The sequence below is a fragment of the Desulfobacter sp. genome (assembly GCA_028768525.1).
GTDB lineage: Bacteria > Desulfobacterota > Desulfobacteria > Desulfobacterales > Desulfobacteraceae > Desulfobacter.
The window spans coordinates 799,131-817,636 of the sequence record CP054837.1; the positions used below are offsets into that span (position 1 = coordinate 799,131).

Here is an 18,506-nt window from a genome sequence, read left to right on the forward strand (position 1 = left end):
CCTCTCAAATGGTTAGGGTTAACTGTGTATGGTCTGCACCATCAGTTCTTTGCGATACAGGTCTAAAATTCTGGCCTTTGAGACCATGCCGATAAATTTGCCATGATCCACTATGGGAATGGCATCCATGGCGTTGGCATCCATCATTTCCATCACCTCCCTCAGATCGGTGACCGTGGATGCCCTCGGGATGTCCGCGTCCATGATCTGATTGACAAAAATCATGTCATAGACACCGGGATCCAGTGCATACAGGCGGACATCGGAAATCTTAATGATCCCCAGAAACCGCCCGGTTGCCTCATCCAAAACCGGGAACCGCTCCTGGCTGGAGGGTTTAATCAATTCTATAAAATCCCTGAACAGCATATTCTGATTAACGGTTTTAAATGAGGTCTCAATAAGCTCATTCAGGTTAAGGTCGTTGAGTATCCTTGCATCGGTCCCCGGCCGGAGAAACTGTCCCTTATGAATCAGGTCTTTGAAGTAGAAGGAGGCCGGTTCAAGGTAATGGCTCAGTGTGGACGCCAGTGCTGAAACCGTGATCAGCGGTAAAATGGCTTCATGGCCGCCGGTGATTTCAAGGATGAGAAAGATACCGGTCAAAGGCGCCTGCATCACGCCGCTGACAATTCCCGCCATGCCCAATAGCGCATAGGCCCCGGCCGGGGCAAACGCCGCACCGGAGAATAAAAGGGCGATGATCTGGTAAAACAGGACGCCGGTCAGGCTGCCCAGCATCAGGCAGGGGGCGAAAATCCCACCGGATCCCCCCCATCCCAAAGTGGCCGCCGTGGCAAATATTTTTGCCAGCAGCGCCGCCGATGTCAGGACAATTCCCAAGGAAAAGGAGTCCGAAATCATGGACTGGATATAGCCGTATCCCTCCCCGAGGACAATGGGGGACCACAGGGCCATCAGGCCCACGGTACAGCCCCCGATAAAAGCCTTCAGCCAGGGAGGCAAGGCATTTTTCCCGGCAAGCCGGCCGGAGAGCCCCATGGTTTTGGTGAACAGGGTGGACACCAGCGCCGATAAAAGGGCCAGCCCAAGGCAGGCCAGAATATCGTTCATATCGTAATGGAAGGGCATATGATTGAAAAGCACGGGCTCGGAGACCAGCGTCTGGGAGACCTCGGCACCGGCCACGGCAGCCACGGCAATGGGGATAATGTTCACCATTTTCCATTCACCCAGGATCACCTCTGCGGCAAATATCAGACCGGTAATGGGGGCATTGAAAATACCGGCAATGGCCCCTGCCGTGCCGCACCCCACCAGGGTGATCCGCTGCCGTTCATTTAAGGAAAAGAATTTGGCAATATTGGAACCGATGGCCGATCCGCTCATGACCACCGGGGCTTCCGGCCCTGCGGATCCGCCGCTTCCAATGGTCAGAAAACTCGAAACCAGGCGTGAAAAACTGGATCTGAAACGGAGCAGGCCGCCATATCTGGACACGGCGTAAATCACTTCAGGCACCCCATGGCCCGGTGCCTCTTTAAGCATCTTATTAAGAAAGACCGAAGAGAGAAACGCTCCTATCCCGGGCAACAGAAATGCCCATGCATAGTGGCGGTATGGATGCAGCCATTCAAGGGCATGTTCAAGGGACAACTTCAGGCAGACGGCGGCCAGACCGCTGCAGATTCCGGTAATTGATCCGGCCAGGATCAGCAGCAGGCCGTCATGCATCTTGAGAGAATGCTTTAAAGGAAGGGTATATCTTGTTTTTCTAAAAAAAATCATTGTATTAAACTTATTGTCAATTTTCCGGTTCAGATACCAAAGGATTGTATTTTTTCCAAAAGTGCTTCAGAGCCGGGCCGGGAGTCTATAAACTCGAGGAATTGCCCGTCTTTCATGCATTTTGAAAGGGCTGAAAGAAGCGGCAGATGGTGTGATAAGGACGTGGAAAGCAAAAAAAACAAAATTTTCACCGGCTTGCCGTCAAGGGCATCATAGGGCACCGGGGATTCGGGAAAACAGGTAATAATCATTGAACTGCGCAGATAGGGGAGCGGTTCCCTGGAATGGGGAATGGCAACACCGCTGCCGATGCCGGTGGACATGGCCGCCTCCCTTTGTTGGATCCGTTCCAGAACGTCCTGCTTGAAATCCTCTGGAATCGGTGCCATCCGTTCAACGCAGCCACTGAGTACAGCGTCCTTGTCAGCGCCCTTTATATCGTGGTAAACGGCCCCGCTCTCAAAGGCCTGAACAAGGGTTGTTCCGTTATCCGAAGAGGTGTCACTGCAACCGTCCGGACGGTTCAGCCGAATATTTTGCCTGGCCGCCCATTTATCTATATCCTGTTCCCGGAACCGGAAGCTTCCGCCCCTGGAAAAGGATGGAATTTTTCCCTGCCGGATCCAACGTTCCACCGTTGCCGGCGCAACTCCGAAACGGGAACAAAGATCGGTTATTGATAAGGTCATCTTTATTTTATCCTTTCTAAAATTCAGGCACCCAAAACCGTTGTTTCGTCTGTTATCATTTCAATTTCCCATGGGCTCTTTTATGGTTAAAAGGCGTTCTAGTTTTTTTACGGCCTGGTTGACGGCAAAGAAAACCAACCTGTCTCCCGGGGTCACAATGGTATCCCCGGTGGGAATCAATACCTGATCGCCCCTGATCACAATGAGCAGCAAGGTGCCTTTGGGGAAATTGACCTGTTTGACCGGACGCCGTGTGATACTTGATTTATCCAAGGCGATGACCTCTATAAATTCCCCCTGTTCTCCCAGAATAGAAATATCGGAAATAATATTTCCCTTTCTGACATCCCGAAGGATGGCGCCGATGGCTGACAGCCTCGGGCTAACCACCTTATCGATACCAATGGCTGGAAGCAGGGGGAGGTAGCCCGTGTTTCCGATTTTGGTGATGGTGTCGCCGGCGCCGATGGTCTTGGCCAGTAAAGACATGAGAATATTGGCCTCATCGTCATCGGTAACCGGAACAACGACATCGGTCCGGGGGATATTTTCTTCCAGGAGCAGGCGAAGGTCAGACCCGCTGCCATGGAGAATCAGGACATTGTTAAGGGAATGGGAAAGCGCTTCACATCGGGTCCGGTCGGATTCTATGATTTTGGTTTCCACCCCCTCCTGTACAAGTTTTTTGGCCAGGCGCTTCCCGATACGGCCGCCGCCGACAATGAGCGCACTCGCCACAGTCCTTGATTCAAAACCAAAGAGGTTCAGGTTTTTCTCCAGATGTTTTTTTTCGCAGATCATATAAACCAGGTCCTCGGGAAAAAATTTTGCATCTCCTTTTGGGACAATGATACGGCGGTCCCGGATGATGGCGGCAATCAGCGGATGGGGGATTCCATTCCGGGCCGAAAGGCTGGACAATTGCATTCCCACCATTTCAGATGCCCTGTGAATCCGGAAACCCGCATAGCTCACCCGTCCTTCAACAAGTTCACCCAGGTCTGTGATGCCCGGTATCCGCATCAACTGCCCAATGGCCCGCACCACCTCTGTCTCCGGATTGATGATGGTATCAATATGGGGCGTCGACTCCATGAACCGATGGTGGAATGAATCCAGTTCGACATTTCTGATCCTGGCCAGCTTTTTGGTATCCGGCGACAGATAATCCGCCAGCATACAGGCCATTATATTGATTTCATCGCTGTCGGTTACGGCCAAAAGAAGCTGTGTGTTTTTGAGCCCGGCGTCTTCCAGCGCCTTGGGGCTGGTTGACGAGGCGTGAACGGCATGGACATCAAGATTATCATACAAACGCCTGATGGCGCACGCATCTTTGTCAATGACCGTTACCTGGTTATGCTCCGAAGCCAGGCGGTCGGCGATGGTATACCCGACTTGCCCCGCTCCGATAATCAATACCCTCAAAACACGACTCCAGTACCATAAATGGGCAATTTACATTCCTACCAGGCCCTGGTCTCCATGATCTCCTGAATCCGTTTTTCGGTTTTTTTCTCGACCAGAATCATCTTCTTTGCCTGGGCTTTATGGATTTTTTCCGTGAGAACCGTCAGGTCGGCCGGTTTTTCAAGAAGATCCATGGCCCCCAGTTTCATGGCCTCAATCCCCTTTTGAACGGTGGCATGCCCGGTGAGCAGGATGACCTGGATATCAGGTTTTTGTTCCTTAAGAAGCTTTAACGTTTCCAACCCGTCAATTTCCGGCATTTGAAGATCCAGCACCACCACATCAAAAGACTTGCTTTTAACCTTATCCAACGCCTCAACGGCGGATAAGGATTTAGTGACATCCATTCCCCTGGCTGTCATTCGTTCGGCAAGGGCGTCTATAAACTCCCGTTCATCGTCCACGATCAATACTTTTTCACTCATGATAAACCTCCTTTTTGGTTTTGCCATTGATTACTTATGTTTCTTCTCCCAAAGGGTATTCAGTTTTTCCACAAGACTGTCAATCTCCACTGGCTTGATCAGGTAATAGGCCTCCCCAGTCTGGGAGCATCCCATGTGGTAGCATTCCTCCGATCCATGGCCGGTAATAAAAATAAAATCCATATCCGGGGATATTTCCTCCATTTTTTCTTTCAACTCGAAGCCGTCCATCTCAGGCATCTGTACATCCAGCACGATGATGTCATAGGTATGCTGTCCAAGCAATGCAATGGCTTGTGTATGGGTGGCCGCCCAATCGGCCTTGATCCCCCTGAACCCCAGCCGTTCCGCCAAAGTGGAGACCAATTCTTTTTCATCATCGACTAAAAGTACCCTCATGGCGTAATTTCTCCCCCCTTAATTGTCGGCAGATATACCGTAAACGTTGTCCCATGGCTACTTCTGCTTTTGACTGTAATACGGCCGCCCATTTCCTGAACCAGCCCGTAGGTGATGGACAGTCCCAGCCCGGTACCGCCTTCATCTGTTTTTGTGGAAAAAAAGGGGTCAAAGATATTGTCCATATTCTCCTGGGATATCCCGCAGCCGGTATCGGCAAAAGCCATTGAAAGGAAATTGTCCGAATCGTTATGGGCAGTGATGGTAAGGCGGCCTTCACCGGACATGGCGGAAAAGGCATTGTTGATGATATTGAGCATGACCTGCTGGAGCTTTCCGTGGTCGCAGACAACAAGGGGAAGATTTTCCGGAATATCCTTATCTATTTGTATTCTTTTGAGTTCAGCCTCCTTGGCCAGAAATACCAGCACTTCATCCAGCACTTTGCACGGGGCCAGGGGAACCGCCTTGGCTTTGGTCCGCCGCCCGAAGCTGAGCAGTTGCCGGGTGATCTTGCTGCATCTCATTACCGACGCCAGAATAACATCCAATGCCCCGTTCAGGTGCTCGTCATTTTGATATTCCGGTTTGAATGTCGCCATGTCTTTGATCAGGCCGGCCTTTTCATTTATGATGGCCAGGGGATTGTTTATTTCATGGGCCACCCCGGCGGCCAGACGGCCAATGGAGGCCATCTTGTTGGCATATTCGGCAAGGTGGCAGTATTGGGCCCGTTTCAGGTCCAGTACCCTCAGCCGCCGGATCAGATAACCGGTTACCGCCCAGATCCAGATCAGGATAAAGGCGATGCTGAACCCCAGGTATTTGAGCAGCTGGGCCTTAGCGCCATGCCAAGGCGCCATCAGGGCTTTCTGGGACTTGACAACCATCAGGACAAAGGGGGTATCCGGGATATACCGGTAGGCGGCGATCAATGCGGCCCCGCTAAAGGTAAAGGTAAAACTCTGGGTCGCCTCCCCCCTTGGCGGCAGAGAAATTCCCAGGGGGGCCAAGGTCTTTCCAAAGTACCTGGACGGCGTCTGGAGAATGCCCTGGCTGTTCACCAGAAATATATCTCCCCCGTGGGTGGTTTCATGGTGGGAAAACACCTGGGACAACTCATGTTCAATGGTTGCCCGGAAGACAAAAACGTCTTTTTTTTCACTTTCATGCCGGATGGCAATTGAAATATGCGGCACGTTACGGTATCCCAGAAACACCTGGCTGACAGACACCCCCTTGTCCATGGTCTCCTTAAACCAGTCCTGTTTCTGATAATTTTTCCCGGTCAGGTCGTAGGGGCCGGCATAGGCCACCTGTGTGCCTGATGCATTGATGATGCCGATATCGGTAAACTTGCCGAAACTGGTTTGAAGCCCGGATAAGATCGATTCAAGATCTGCGGGATTGCTCAGCCGCTCCGGCACATTGGAACGGGCCACGTAAGTCAAGGCGTTCTTCCGTTCATCCAGAAAAAAGGATACCGTCCGCCATGTGTTGGATGCAAGCCGGGCCGTTCTTGCTTCGCCATCCTTTTCAAGGGATTTCTGGGTCAGCTTATAATCCATCACAGCGAAAAAAACAACGGGAACAAGGGCGAACAGGGCGGTCAGTATAAACGAAATCAACCATAACCGTTTATAGTTAAGCAAGTCTCTTGTCCGGTCCGGCAACACAATCGTGGTCGCCTCCCCCGGTCTTTTATCCTTGTATTGGGCAATCATTTGCCTGCACCCCCCGATTATTTAGGGGAACTCCCTTCCCTGTTCCTTATTTTTTCATTGGCCGATGTAAGAATGCGGCTCAACTCCTCAATATCCACCGGCTTCTGCAAATAGGCGAAGGCGCCCAGTTTCATGCAAAGCTCCCGGTCTTCGTCGGAACCGTGGCCGGTCAGTATCACCACCTCAATTTCCGGGCGGGTGGCTTTTACTTTCTTGAGGACTTCAATACCGTCGATTCCCGGCATTTTCAAATCCAGGATCATCACCTCGGGCTCTTCCTCTTCCACAAGGGTAAGGGCGGATTCGCCGTCATAGGCCACCGCAGCCCCCATATCCCTCATCTGGAGGCGTTCGGACAGGCTCTGTACAAATTCCCGTTCATCATCCACCAGCAGGACTTTTGAGGGCACCTGGAAATCGAATTTCCGGTAAATATCAGCCTGGTAAAACCCTTTTCCAATGCGTGTTTCCACGGAAGTCACCCCGTCCACTGCCCCGGCGATATGCTTCAATTCATCTTCCAGCCGGCCCAGCAGCAGGACATTGGTGTTAATGGTCAAGGTCACCAGGCCGTCCCTCACATTGACATCCACCACATGCCCCTCTCTGGAAAGCGCCACGCCGACCTGGGCGGCCAGGATAAAGTCTTCGGCGGCCCTGTGGGAGACATTGGTCGGCTGAAGGACTTCGGTTTTCAGATTGCCCAGGATAAGGGTTGATGCCTGTTCTACGTCCATTTTATCCGTGGGAATGATGATATCATAAAGGGACGGGCTCCAGGGATCCTGGATTTTAAACAGGGTGTCGCACCAGAGACAGGCCGCTTCGTCATCTTTCCGGAGTTGTGAATCCGCCTGTTTTTCCGATAAGGAATGCCGTGAAACCGCCTGTTCTATCCTGTATTTTTTATCCGCAATAATACAATTTTTAAGTACATGGGTGACAGAGGGGGGGATCAGCATGCCGGAAAAACCGTCAACGATGCAATTGTCCTCAAGAACAGCCTGGGCGACGGCCAGCCGCAGATAGGCAATTGACCGCTCGTGTTCATGGGTAAACCGGTTAAATATAGAAGGCCTGCCTGAAAAGACCTTGGCGACTTTCTCCCCTGGCATTCCGGACAGCCGCCCGGCTTCGACAGCCAGTTCCTTGTCTGATATCAGGCGGTAATTGCTGTGTTGCATCACCGCGTTGATGATATCGGTCTTGCCGCAGAATGATCCGCTAAAAAATGTCATGATGGCCATGGCGGTCTCCTTTGGGTTTTAATTCATTGATTCCGAGTCAAGCTGAGCGGTCATCAAGGGACAGGTCTTCTCCGGCGAATCCTTGTGGGTCCGCTCATGGATGTCCGCGACCGCTTTTTCCATGGTGGGGTAAATATTACGGTTACCGATCTCCTCAAGGAGGTGAGTCCTTTCAAGCACCCGGTGCACGGCATCATTCACCCCGCTCAAGGACACTCCGTATCCGGCGCTTCTTAACCGCTGGATCACCAGTCCCAGCATTTCCTGGCCCGAAGCGTCCATGTCGTTAATGCCGTTTGCGGCGATAATAAAGTGGCGCAGCTCTGAATCCCTGCCGATCCGCTTGTTGATTTCATCTTCAAGGTAACTGGCATTGGCAAAGAAAAGCGGGCCTTCAAACCGGATCAATTCAATATGGGCACAACTGGCCAGCGCATGGACCGTTGAATCCTTGAATCCTTCATCCTCAGCCCTGGACAGGGAACTGACCTTGGGCCGCATGCATTTAAAGAGAAATACACCGATGGAAAGAGAGACACCGATATAAATCCCCTCTTCAAGATGGGGGGCTAAAAGCAGGGTGGCCACAAAGGTAATCACGGATATCAATCCATCGTACCATTGCGCCTTCCAGGCATGGATAAATCCTGACACATTGACCAGCCCGATAACGGCCATCATGATGACAGAAGCCAGAACGGCCTGGGGCAGATGATACAGCAGAGGGGTGAAAAACAGCAGGGTGATGATGACCACCAGACTGGTGATCACACTGGAGAGCCCGGAAATGGCACCGGCCTGAAGGTTTACGGCACTTCTGGAGAAGGAGCCGGAAACCGGATAGCTCTTTCCGATGGCCCCGATAATATTGGACAGCCCCTGTCCGATCAGTTCCTGGTTGGGATCCAGCCGCTGGCCGGTTTTGGCGGCCATGGCCTTGGCAATGGCGATGGCCTCCATGAAGCCGAGCAATGAAATAATCACCGCAAAGGGCAAGAGCTGGAAAAAGGTGCCGAGGGTAATTTTCGGCACCCCCAAACTGGGAAGCCCCCTGGGGATGACACCGACCACGGCACCGCCCCCTGTCATTAAAAGGGCGTCTGTGCGCAGTGGTTTATTCCCCACTTTCAGGCGGTAGACACGGGTATCCAATGCCTTGAGTGAGGTGCTCTGGGACTGGGGCGCAAATGCGGTCCCGCCCTGGGGATCCTTCAGCGCCGAGAATTTGATGCCCCGCAAATCGGTCCTGATGGTGCCGGCCTGGTGTTTCATCTTATTAATTGATGCTGTCAGGCGGTCAATTTCATAGGCCAGCGCCAGCTGTTTTTCCGTATCGTGTTCGTCTACCGCGTCCAGGGCTGAGGTGACCTTCGTCCGTTCCAGGGAGACTTTTTCGATGGTGTCAAGGGCGCTGTTGAATTCGGATACCTGACCACGGACATTCGGATCCTGGACATGTGAGAGCTCAACCCTATGATTGTGCTCGAACCCTGTCGCCCATGAAATCAGGGTCGTGATCAAGACGGCAACCAGCACATATGGAATTTTGGGATTAATCCGCTTGAGAACCACCATGATCACGATGGAAAGTGTCCCGATGGCGAGGGTTGGCCAATGGGTATATTGAAAGGCGGATTCCATCACACGGATAATTGTCTGGTAATGGTGGGGCGCCTTGTCAACGTAAACGCCGAACATTTTGGAAAGCTGGGAAGAGGCTATAATGATGGCGGCGGCATTGGTAAACCCGTTGACCACCGGATGGGAGAGGAAATTAACGATGAGCCCCAGACGGAACACCCCCAGCGCCAGCTGGAATACGCCCACAGTAAGGGCAAGCATTACGGCATAGGCGATAAATGCGTCACTGCCTGCCGTGGCCAGCGGTTCAAGGGAGGCTGCCGTCATCAGGGAGACCACGGCCACCGGCCCGGTGGCCAGTTGCCGGCTGGACCCGAACAGGGATGCCAGCATGGGGGGCAGAAAGGCAGCATAAAGGCCGTAATAGGCGGGTAGCCCCGCCAACTGGGCATAGGCCATGGATTGGGGGATAAGCACCAGCGCAACCGTTAGCCCTGCAACAAAATCAATTCGAAACTTTGCTGGCGAGTAATCCTTAAACCAGTCCAGGAAAGGCAATATTTTTGTCAGCATTATCGTTTTCCTCTCTGTTCTTGTTTTTTGTTTTCAATGCTCACCGACCGGGATAAAACCGGCATAGCGCGCATTGGCAATTTCGGTTTATCCGTTTTCCTTAAATTTCAATCCCCGTATCGCCGGGTGGGGCGTCTTAGGGCTGCCCAGAATCGCAAACGCTGGGCCCTTTCTTCACTCATCACTGCGGTGCCACGCCAGATTATCATGGATATTCCTTCTTAACCGGTTCATGGTAAACGTTGGGGCGGCAGTTTAAAATTGGATTATTATATCGCTTTTCTATGTCTCTTTTGAGTAGACACTCAGCTTTCTTGAGTGGTCACTCAACTTTTCTAAAGCTTACGCTCAACCTATTTGAATGTCAACATATTTTTTAGGGGGAAAAATGGGGTCTCCAAACACCGCACACCGAGGCTGCTTCCCGTTGTCACTCCATCTCCCGATTCTGTAAGGAACGCGAATAATACATCTGATTTTAAAGGTTCCGGGATTGCGGCAACCTGTTTCTACAAAAAGAAACATTTGTCTTGACAACCTATCCAAAAGCCTTTAATCTGCCACTTAAAACAAGGAGAACCCAATGCGTTTAATTTGCCATCAAATAAACCGGCCGCTATGGCTGAACTGGCCCATATGGCGCCTGCTGCTGTATCGTAGGTTTGAACGAAACTAACCTGTTCCGACACCATACGCTGCAGCAGCCGAACCCCAATAATTTTTACGCCGCTGCAGCCCCGAGGCTGCATGAAAACCGTGTCAGCCTTTTTTTATTGTTTTAATAGGAAACCCCATGATTTTAAATCAATTGCCCCATAAAGACACCTTTATTGAACTTGCCGGAACCGCCAATGTCATCCCCGTGGCCACACGGGTCCTGGCGGACACGGATACCCCGGTATCCATTCTCCAGAAATGTTATGACGAAAACAAAGAATGCTTTCTGCTGGAAAGTGTTGAAGGCGGAGAACGCTGGGCCCGCTATTCCTTTCTGGGGGTATCGGCCTTCGGCCATATCCGGGTATTTGAGGACCATGTTCTGGTCTCCACCCGCCGGGGAGAAGAACGCATCCCCCATAACAACGATCCTCTGGGGGTTATGCGGGAAATCGTAAAAGGGTATACCCCTGCGGCCATTCCGGATCTGCCCCGGTTCTGGAGCGGGGTCACCGGGTATTTCACCTATGAAATCGTCTCCTTTTTCGAAAACATCCCGGTATCCCTTCCCCAGGGGACGCCATACGGCCACTTCATCATTCCGGAGCAGATGGTGATCTTCGACAATGTAAACCAGACCCTGACCTGCCTGAACATCTGCTACCTGGCTCCCGGAGATGATCCAGGCACGGTTTACGACCGGGCCAGGGAGGAACTTGACACCCTGGTGGCGGCCATCAAGGAACAGCCCCCGCAGACCCGGTATCCCAAGGCCGCAGAGGTTTCCCTCACCCCGCTGACTCCGGCAAAAGAGTATATGGACGGGGTCCGGCAGATCAAGGAGCACATTGTGGAGGGGGATATTTTCCAGGCCGTTTATTCCCAGCCCTTTGTCTGCGACACCCAGGTGGATCCCGTGCTCATCTACCGGGCCCAGCGGTATATCAACCCGTCGCCATATATGTTTTTCATGAACTTTAAAACCCATGTCATCGCCGGGTCGTCACCGGAAACCATGGTGCGGCTGGAAAACCGGGTGGCCACCCTGAGGCCCATTGCCGGCACCCGGCCCCGGGGCGCCACGGAGCAGGAAGACCGGGCCCTGGCCGACGACCTGCTCCAGGATGAAAAAGAAAAGGCCGAACACGTCATGCTCATTGACCTGGGACGCAACGACCTGGGACGGGTGGCCGAGGCCGGCACCGTCCAGGTCACGGACACCATGGTCATCGAACGGTACTCCCATGTCATGCACCTGGTCTCCAATATCACCTGCGATTTAAAAAGCGATTGCGATGCATTCGACCTTTTCCGTGCGACATTTCCGGCAGGCACCCTCTCAGGCGCCCCGAAAATCCGCGCCATGGAGATCATTGCGGAAAAAGAAAACCGCCCCCGGGGCATTTACGGGGGGGCAGCCGGATATATTTCCTTTACGGGAAACATGGATTTTGCCATAACCATACGCACGGCGGTTATGGAGGGGGGACGGCTCACGGTGCAGGCCGGTGCCGGCATTGTCCATGACTCCGACCCTGAAACCGAACTTGAAGAGTGCATCAACAAGGCCAAGGCTGTTGAGTCCGCTTTAAAACTGGCCCTCTCCCAAGGCTAAAAGGAGATACAATATAAAATGAAGGCAGTCATCATAGACAACTACGATTCCTTTACATTCAATTTGGTCCACTATGTACTCCATACCGGAGCCGAGGTGGAGGTCTTCCGCAACGATAAGATAACGGTGGATGAACTCGCCGCCATGGATCCCGATGCCATTATCATCTCACCGGGACCGGGAAGGCCCGAAGACGCAGGGATTTCCCTGGAGCTGGTCCGAAAACTATCCGGAAAATTCCCCATCCTCGGGGTCTGTCTGGGGCACCAGACCATTGCCCAGGCCTTCGGGGGCACCATCATCCACGCCAAGGCCATCATGCACGGCAAAACCTCCACGGTCACGGCCGACGGGGAGCATATTTTTGCGGGCATAAAAAAACCGTTTTCAGTGATGCGCTACCACTCCCTGGCCGTACAGGAGTCGGACCTCCCCGCCTGCCTCATGGTCACCGCCCGGACTGAAGACGGCGAGATCATGGGGCTGCGGCACAAAGAACACCCCACCCAGGGCGTACAATTCCACCCGGAATCCTTCATGACCACCGTGGGCAAACGGCTGATAAGAAACTTCATCAAAGGAGTATGATATGAGTTTTACCGACTACTTAAACCAGATCATCAAACGGAAAGACCTGGACCAGGAGTCCATGGCCGCCATGTTCGCTGAAATTTTTTCAGGCAATGTCACCGAGGCCCAGATCGGGGCGTTCATGGCCGCCCTTGCCACCAAGGGGGAATGCTTCGAGGAGCTGGCCGGCGGGGCGCTTGCCATGCGCCGTAAGGCGGTGAGGGTCCAGACCCTGGCCAAGACGGTGATCGATATCGTGGGCACCGGCGGCGACGCCTCGGGCTCCTTTAATATCTCCACCACCACCGCCTTTGTGGTGGCCGGGGCCGGGGTGACCGTGGCCAAGCACGGCAACCGAAGTGTATCCAGCAAATGCGGCAGCGCCGATGTCCTCGAAGCGCTGGGGGTCAATCTGGCTGCCGATCCTGAAGTCATTGAGGAAGCCATCAATGAAATCGGTATCGGGTTCATGTTCGCCCCCCTTTACCACGGCAGCATGAAATACGCCATGAAAGCCAGGACCGACTGCGGTATCCGCAGCATTTTCAACATGCTGGGGCCGCTGACCAACCCGGCGGCAGCTTCCTGCCAGGTGCTGGGGGTCTATGCCCCGGAACTGACTGAAATGTTTGCCCGGGCCCTGAAGCTGCTTGGGGTGGAGCGGGCCTTTGTGGTACACGGCCATGACGGCATGGATGAGATAACCACCACCGACCTGACCCGGATCTCTGAACTGAACAAAGGAGAAATAAAAACCTACGACCTGGACCCCCTGGCATATTTTGAGGATTACGCCGCCCCCGGGGACCTCAAGGGCGGAGAGGTTAAGGAAAATGCCGCCATCACCACCAGTATTTTAAAGGGCGAAACCGGCCCACGGCAGGACGTGATCCTGCTCAATGCCGCCGCCGGCCTGGTGGCCGCCAATGCCGCCCCCACCATTGAGAAGGGTATTGAACTGGCAAGGCAGTCCATCGCATCCGGGGCGGCCATGGAAAAACTGGAAGCGCTGGCCGCCTACACCCGGGAGAACGGATAGGACCATGAAGGGCTTTTTAAAAAGAGTGGTAGAGATAAAAACGGAAGAGATCAGCCATCTCAAGTCCCAAATCCCCCTGGCCGCCATCCGCCATGATGCGGAGCACACCAATGCACCGCCTGATTTTTCCAAAGCAATGGCTGCCGGCAACAGAGAGAATCCCGGCATTATCGCGGAAATCAAGAAAGCCTCCCCCTCCAAAGGGGATATCCGGCCGGACCTGGATGCGATGGAATATGCGGAAAAGTACACAGAGGGGGGGGCCAGGGCCATTTCCGTGCTCACGGAATCCAGGTATTTCAAAGGGAGCCTGGCAGACCTTGAAACCGCCTGCCGGCACACAACCCTGCCCGTACTCCGCAAGGATTTCATCTTCACCGATTACCAGATCTACGAGGCCAAACGGGCAGGCGCCTCCGCCGTCCTGCTCATCACCACCCTGCTTTCCCCGGCCCAGCAGGCAGAATTTACAGCCATGGCCAGGGAACTTGACATGGAGCCCCTGGTGGAGATCAACTCCGAATGGGAATTTGAGCAGGCCTTTAGCGCCGGCGCCCGGGTGGTGGGCATCAACAACAGGAACCTCGCCACCCTCAAGACCGATCCCGGCGTCGCCAAGCGGGTGGCAAAAATCTTTCCACCGGAAATCATTGCCGTGGAAGCCTCCGGGATCTCGGGGCGGGAGGGAATTGAAGCCGGCATTGACACCGGCATCTATAACTTTCTGGTGGGAGAAAGCATCGTCCGGGCCGATGATCCGGGCGCCTTTATCCGGAAACTGCGGGGAAAGGAGGATCAATAGCCGTGGGTGCACCGCTGGTAAAAATCTGCGGCCTGACCCAGGTGGCCAACGCCCTGGACTGCGCCCGGGCCGGGGCGGACATGATCGGCCTGGTTTTTTTTAAAAAAAGCCCCAGAAATGTCACGGTTGAACAGGCCCGGAAAATCACCCGGGCCCTGCCCTCCCATATTCTCCCTGTGGGGGTATTTGTGGATGAATCCTACAACACCATCATGGAAATTTCCCAAAAAGCCGGATTGGGCGGAGCACAGCTCCACGGCAGTGAACCGCCTGCCCTGGCAGAAACGCTGTCCGCATCGGGACTGACCGTCATCAAAGCTTTTTTTGCCGTCCGCCCCCCAGACCTTTCCATGGCCGGCAGGTACCCGGCCATTGATTTCTGCCTGGCAGAATACGGCAAAGGGATACTGCCCGGCGGCAATGCAGAATCCTGGGATTACAATCTGACATCATCCATTGATTTTCCAGCCCCCCTGATGCTGGCCGGGGGGTTGACCCCGGCCAATATTGCAGAGGCCGTCTCCCGGGCAACCCCCGGCGCTGTGGATGCCTCTTCCGGTGTCGAATCCAGCCCCGGCATCAAGGATATCCCTAAAGTAAAGGCATTGATCTCAGCCGTAAAATCCTAAATCCATTCATTTTTTGTTTGACAATCCCCCTGCTTTCATTTATTTTCCGCCGCTATGTGAAATGCGAACATAAACCTAACAAAAACCTGCTCTTAAGCAGAAAACACGCCACGGACCTCACTTGAGGCGGCCGGGTTGCACCATCTGATAATACTGCCAATTCCTGCAACGGTTGCTCCTAAGGGCATCCGTTTTTTTTTTGCCCGGCACCGGTCCGTTATGTAATTTAAAAGGGAAATCAACGATGTTTAATAAAAAGAGTTCTTTGAAAACCAAATTTTTAACGCCCATATGCCTGGTGACCCTGCTGGCATTTGCCGTCACCATCGCCGTTGTGGTGGGAAGGGCCAAAGAGATGGCGGAAACCGACGCCCTTGAAAACGCCACCCAGACCGCATACCGGTACGGCGGAGAAGTCAAGATCCAGATTGAAAAGGGCATGGAAGCCGCCCGGACCCTGGCAGAGGCCCTGGAAGGTATGAAAAAGGCCGCCGATCCCACTGGACGGGACCTTGTAGCAGAAATGCTCAAGCAGATCCTGAAAAGAAACCCCGCATTTATCGGTGTGTGGACAGTCTGGGAACCCAATGCCTTTGACGGCCTGGACACTGAATACGCCAACACCGAGTTCCACGATGCAACCGGGCGCCTGGCATTCCTTGCGGACCGCTTCGGCACCTCTTCCAATTTCGGAGTCTGTGCGGACTATGACATCCCCGGCACCGGAGACTATTACCTGTCTCCCATGAAAACCGGCCGGGAAACCATTCTCGACCCCTATGAATGGGAACAGGACGGGGACAAATTCCTTCTGGCCACCCTTGCCGTTCCCATTCAGGTGAACGGGAGAACCATGGGGGTTGCAGGGATTGATATCGCACTGAAAACCTTTCAGGAAATGGTCAAGGGAATTCAAATTTATGAAACCGGCTATGTGGCTGTCATTGCCAACAACGGCAGTTATGTCGCCCATCCCAAATCCGGACGCCTGGGCAAGCCCATGGTGGACACCGACCCCTGGGTTACCCCCTTTCTCAAAGATATTAACGCCGGCACCGGTTTCACGACCAGAAGCAGTTCTAAAACCGCAGACGCCGAATTCATCCGTATCTGCGTCCCCGTAACCATTGGCAATACGGCCACCCCCTGGGCGGTAATGGCCAATGTGCCCCGGGATATCATTTTTCAAAAGGCCAATGCCATCATGTACCTCAGTGCCGGCATCGGCATGGGGGCCCTGGTGATCCTCATGGTCACCGTCTACCTGATCACCGGTTATATTATAAGACAGCTCAAAAAAGGGGTGGATTTTGCAGAAACCATGTCCGGGGGAGACCTGAGCCGGACCCTTGAGATAAAGTCCAATGATGAAATCGGCACCCTGTCCGCCGCCCTGAACAAAATGGTGGGCAGCCTCGGGGGAATGGTGAAAAAAGTATCCGGCGGGGTGGAGACCCTGACCGATGCCTCGGGCAGCCTGTCAGCCGCCTCCAGTCAGATGGCCGCCTCAGCAGAACAATCCTCGGCCTCATCCGCCCAGGTGGCGGCCGCAGCAGAAGAGTTGAACGCCGGCATGTCGGCTGTGGCCGCGGCAACGGAACAATCCGCCGCCAATATCGACCTGGTGGCATCGGCCACCGAAGAGATGACCGCAACCATCAATGAAATCGCCAAAAACTCAGAAAACGCCAGGACCGTCACGGCCCAGGCCGCAGACCAGGCCAAAATGACCACGGAAAAGGTCAGGGCCCTGGGAAGTGCTGCCCGGGATATTGACAAAGTGACCGCAGCCATCACCGAGATTTCCGAGCAGACCAACCTGCTTGCCCTCAACGCCACCATTGAGGCGGCCCGGGCCGGCGAGGCTGGCAAAGGATTTGCCGTGGTTGCCGGGGAAATCAAGACACTGGCCGCCCAGACCGCCGAGGCCACCCGGCAGATCAAAGGAAATATAGACGCCATCCAGACGTCCACCAGTGAGTCTGTGCTTGAGATAGAAGACATTGCCCAGGTAATCATTGATATCGACAATATTGTTTCAACCATTGCCGTGGCCGTGGAGGAACAGGCCGCCACCACCGGGGAAATCGCATCCAATGTGACGGAAATATCCAACGGTATCCAGGAGGTGAATGGCAGCATCACCCAGAGTACCCAGGTTTCAGGAGAGATTGCCGGTCAGATCGCCGAAATCAGCCAGGCCTCAGGGGAAATCTCCCAGACCAGCTTCCAGGTGAGAGACCAGTCCGCCGAGCTTACACAGCTTTCGGTCCAGCTCAGGGAAATGATCGGGCATTTCCGGCTATAACCAAAAAGGCCGTTCCATCGAAGAGGAAACAAGCGGTGAAAATACAACCGGCCCCGGGCGCAGCAGCGTCCGGGGCCGGTTTTTTATTGGGCGGTAACGGGGCCGGGAGATCACATCAGCGGACCAGGATATTATTCCCGGGATAAATATTGTCCTTTGCCGTCATATTGTTGAGCTTTCTGAGCGCAGCGACGGAGGTCTTGTATTTCTGGGAAATAGACCAGAGGGTCTCCCCTTTTTTTACGGTATGAAAAATATTTGTTTTTTTCTTTTTCGTTGTCTGCACCGCTTTCTTTTTCAGGGGCGCCTTCTGGGAAACCGCGGCCACCGGCTTGGGTAGCTTGGCTGCGGGTTTTACGGCTGCCGGGGCCTGCTTCAAAGCGGCCACCCGTTTTTCCATCTTTGCCAGGCGGTCCATCAATCCATCCAGTTTCAAGGTCATGGCACGTTCCAGCCGGGTGACCCGCTGGTCCAAGTCGGAAACCGCTTTGGCATCTCCCTGGACCGGGGCCTCCGGCATGGGCGAGGACGCGGCAAGCCGTGACAGGGAGACCTCCAGGTCGGCAATCCGCTGCTCCATCCTGGGATCTGCCGCAACAGCCGGCTGCGGGGCGGCGCCAAGGGTATCTTCCCTGCCCCTGTCATCGGGGTCCGGGGACCTGAAAAATAAAAAGAATACAAGTACGGTCACCACCAGGGCGCCGACCATGATCAGGGTGAATTCATTCATTTTCAGCAATGATCCGCCCAGATCAAAGCCGCCCGGATTCTTCACCTTTTTTTTCTGATTGGTATTTCTCCCGGTGGTGGGTATCTTAGATTCGGGTTTGGCTTTTGGTTTCATCCCTGGTGCTCCTGTACAAAGAAAATGATATTGTTATACCTTCATATCACCTTGCCTTTTTTTTTCAAGTCATAACCGGCTTTTCCAACCTTTTTTAACAGAGGATAAAATCATTGAACCCCGTGTTTTAGGTGTGGTAGAGTCAAATCCAAAGATAACCTAAACAATCGTCAGGAATAGCCAAT

The 18,506-nt window shown here is 53.7% G+C and carries 15 protein-coding genes; 6 read left to right on the forward strand and 9 right to left on the reverse strand.

Annotated features, from left to right (window positions below):
• Nucleotides 1-18 precede the first annotated feature (18 nt).
• Genes HUN04_03560 through HUN04_03595 form a run of 8 tightly spaced genes read right to left on the reverse strand, consistent with a single transcriptional unit; the run spans nt 19 to nt 9,857 of the window.
• Nucleotides 19-1,749 carry a chloride channel protein gene (locus HUN04_03560; protein ID WDP88860.1) on the reverse strand — a complete coding sequence of 577 codons (1,731 nt, stop codon included), beginning with the start codon at nt 1,747-1,749 and terminating at the stop codon, nt 19-21.
• A 29-nt stretch (nt 1,750-1,778) separates the two neighbouring features.
• Entirely contained in the window at nt 1,779-2,438 is a 660-nt protein-coding gene (locus HUN04_03565) for a PTS sugar transporter subunit IIA (protein WDP88861.1), read from the reverse strand.
• 60 nt (nt 2,439-2,498) lie between these two features.
• Nucleotides 2,499-3,866: a Trk system potassium transporter TrkA gene (gene trkA / locus HUN04_03570; protein WDP88862.1), complete on the reverse strand. Its 1,368-nt coding sequence runs from the start codon at nt 3,864-3,866 to the stop codon at nt 2,499-2,501.
• Between the two features lie 38 nt (nt 3,867-3,904).
• On the reverse strand, nt 3,905-4,333 hold the full coding sequence (locus HUN04_03575; GenBank protein ID WDP88863.1) for a response regulator: 429 nt from the start codon (nt 4,331-4,333) through the stop codon (nt 3,905-3,907).
• Nucleotides 4,334-4,363: 30 nt separating this feature from the next.
• Nucleotides 4,364-4,732: a response regulator gene (locus HUN04_03580; GenBank protein ID WDP88864.1), complete on the reverse strand. Its 369-nt coding sequence runs from the start codon at nt 4,730-4,732 to the stop codon at nt 4,364-4,366.
• Nucleotides 4,729-6,456 (reverse strand): two-component sensor histidine kinase, encoded by a 1,728-nt coding sequence (locus HUN04_03585; GenBank protein WDP88865.1) that lies wholly within the window; start codon nt 6,454-6,456, stop codon nt 4,729-4,731. Before HUN04_03585 ends, HUN04_03580 begins: the two co-directional genes overlap by 4 nt.
• A gap of 17 nt (nt 6,457-6,473) precedes the next feature.
• Nucleotides 6,474-7,703: a response regulator gene (locus HUN04_03590; GenBank protein ID WDP88866.1), complete on the reverse strand. Its 1,230-nt coding sequence runs from the start codon at nt 7,701-7,703 to the stop codon at nt 6,474-6,476.
• Between the two features lie 18 nt (nt 7,704-7,721).
• Nucleotides 7,722-9,857, reverse strand: a complete 2,136-nt coding sequence (locus tag HUN04_03595) for a SulP family inorganic anion transporter (GenBank protein WDP88867.1) — start codon at nt 9,855-9,857, stop codon at nt 7,722-7,724.
• A gap of 793 nt (nt 9,858-10,650) precedes the next feature.
• On the opposite strand from HUN04_03595, the gene HUN04_03600 reads away from it, so the two are divergent.
• From HUN04_03600 to HUN04_03625, 6 genes are all read left to right on the forward strand, one after another.
• Complete coding sequence (locus HUN04_03600; GenBank protein WDP88868.1) at nt 10,651-12,129, forward strand: anthranilate synthase component I family protein; 1,479 nt, start codon at nt 10,651-10,653, stop codon at nt 12,127-12,129.
• An 18-nt stretch (nt 12,130-12,147) separates the two neighbouring features.
• Nucleotides 12,148-12,717, forward strand: coding sequence for an aminodeoxychorismate/anthranilate synthase component II (locus HUN04_03605; protein ID WDP88869.1), 570 nt, complete (start codon nt 12,148-12,150; stop codon nt 12,715-12,717).
• Between the two features lies 1 nt (nt 12,718).
• Nucleotides 12,719-13,738 carry an anthranilate phosphoribosyltransferase gene (gene trpD / locus HUN04_03610; protein ID WDP88870.1) on the forward strand — a complete coding sequence of 340 codons (1,020 nt, stop codon included), beginning with the start codon at nt 12,719-12,721 and terminating at the stop codon, nt 13,736-13,738.
• A 4-nt stretch (nt 13,739-13,742) separates the two neighbouring features.
• Nucleotides 13,743-14,540 (forward strand): indole-3-glycerol phosphate synthase TrpC, encoded by a 798-nt coding sequence (gene trpC / locus HUN04_03615; protein ID WDP88871.1) that lies wholly within the window; start codon nt 13,743-13,745, stop codon nt 14,538-14,540.
• A complete protein-coding gene (locus HUN04_03620) occupies nt 14,537-15,169 on the forward strand; it encodes a phosphoribosylanthranilate isomerase (GenBank protein WDP93148.1) in 633 nt (210 codons plus the stop codon). Before trpC ends, HUN04_03620 begins: the two co-directional genes overlap by 4 nt.
• Nucleotides 15,170-15,413: 244 nt before the next feature.
• A complete protein-coding gene (locus HUN04_03625) occupies nt 15,414-17,477 on the forward strand; it encodes a methyl-accepting chemotaxis protein (protein ID WDP88872.1) in 2,064 nt (687 codons plus the stop codon).
• Between the two features lie 115 nt (nt 17,478-17,592).
• Here the strand turns inward: HUN04_03625 and HUN04_03630 are convergent, their stop codons facing one another.
• Entirely contained in the window at nt 17,593-18,321 is a 729-nt protein-coding gene (locus HUN04_03630) for a LysM peptidoglycan-binding domain-containing protein (GenBank protein WDP88873.1), read from the reverse strand.
• Nucleotides 18,322-18,506: the final 185 nt, after the last annotated feature.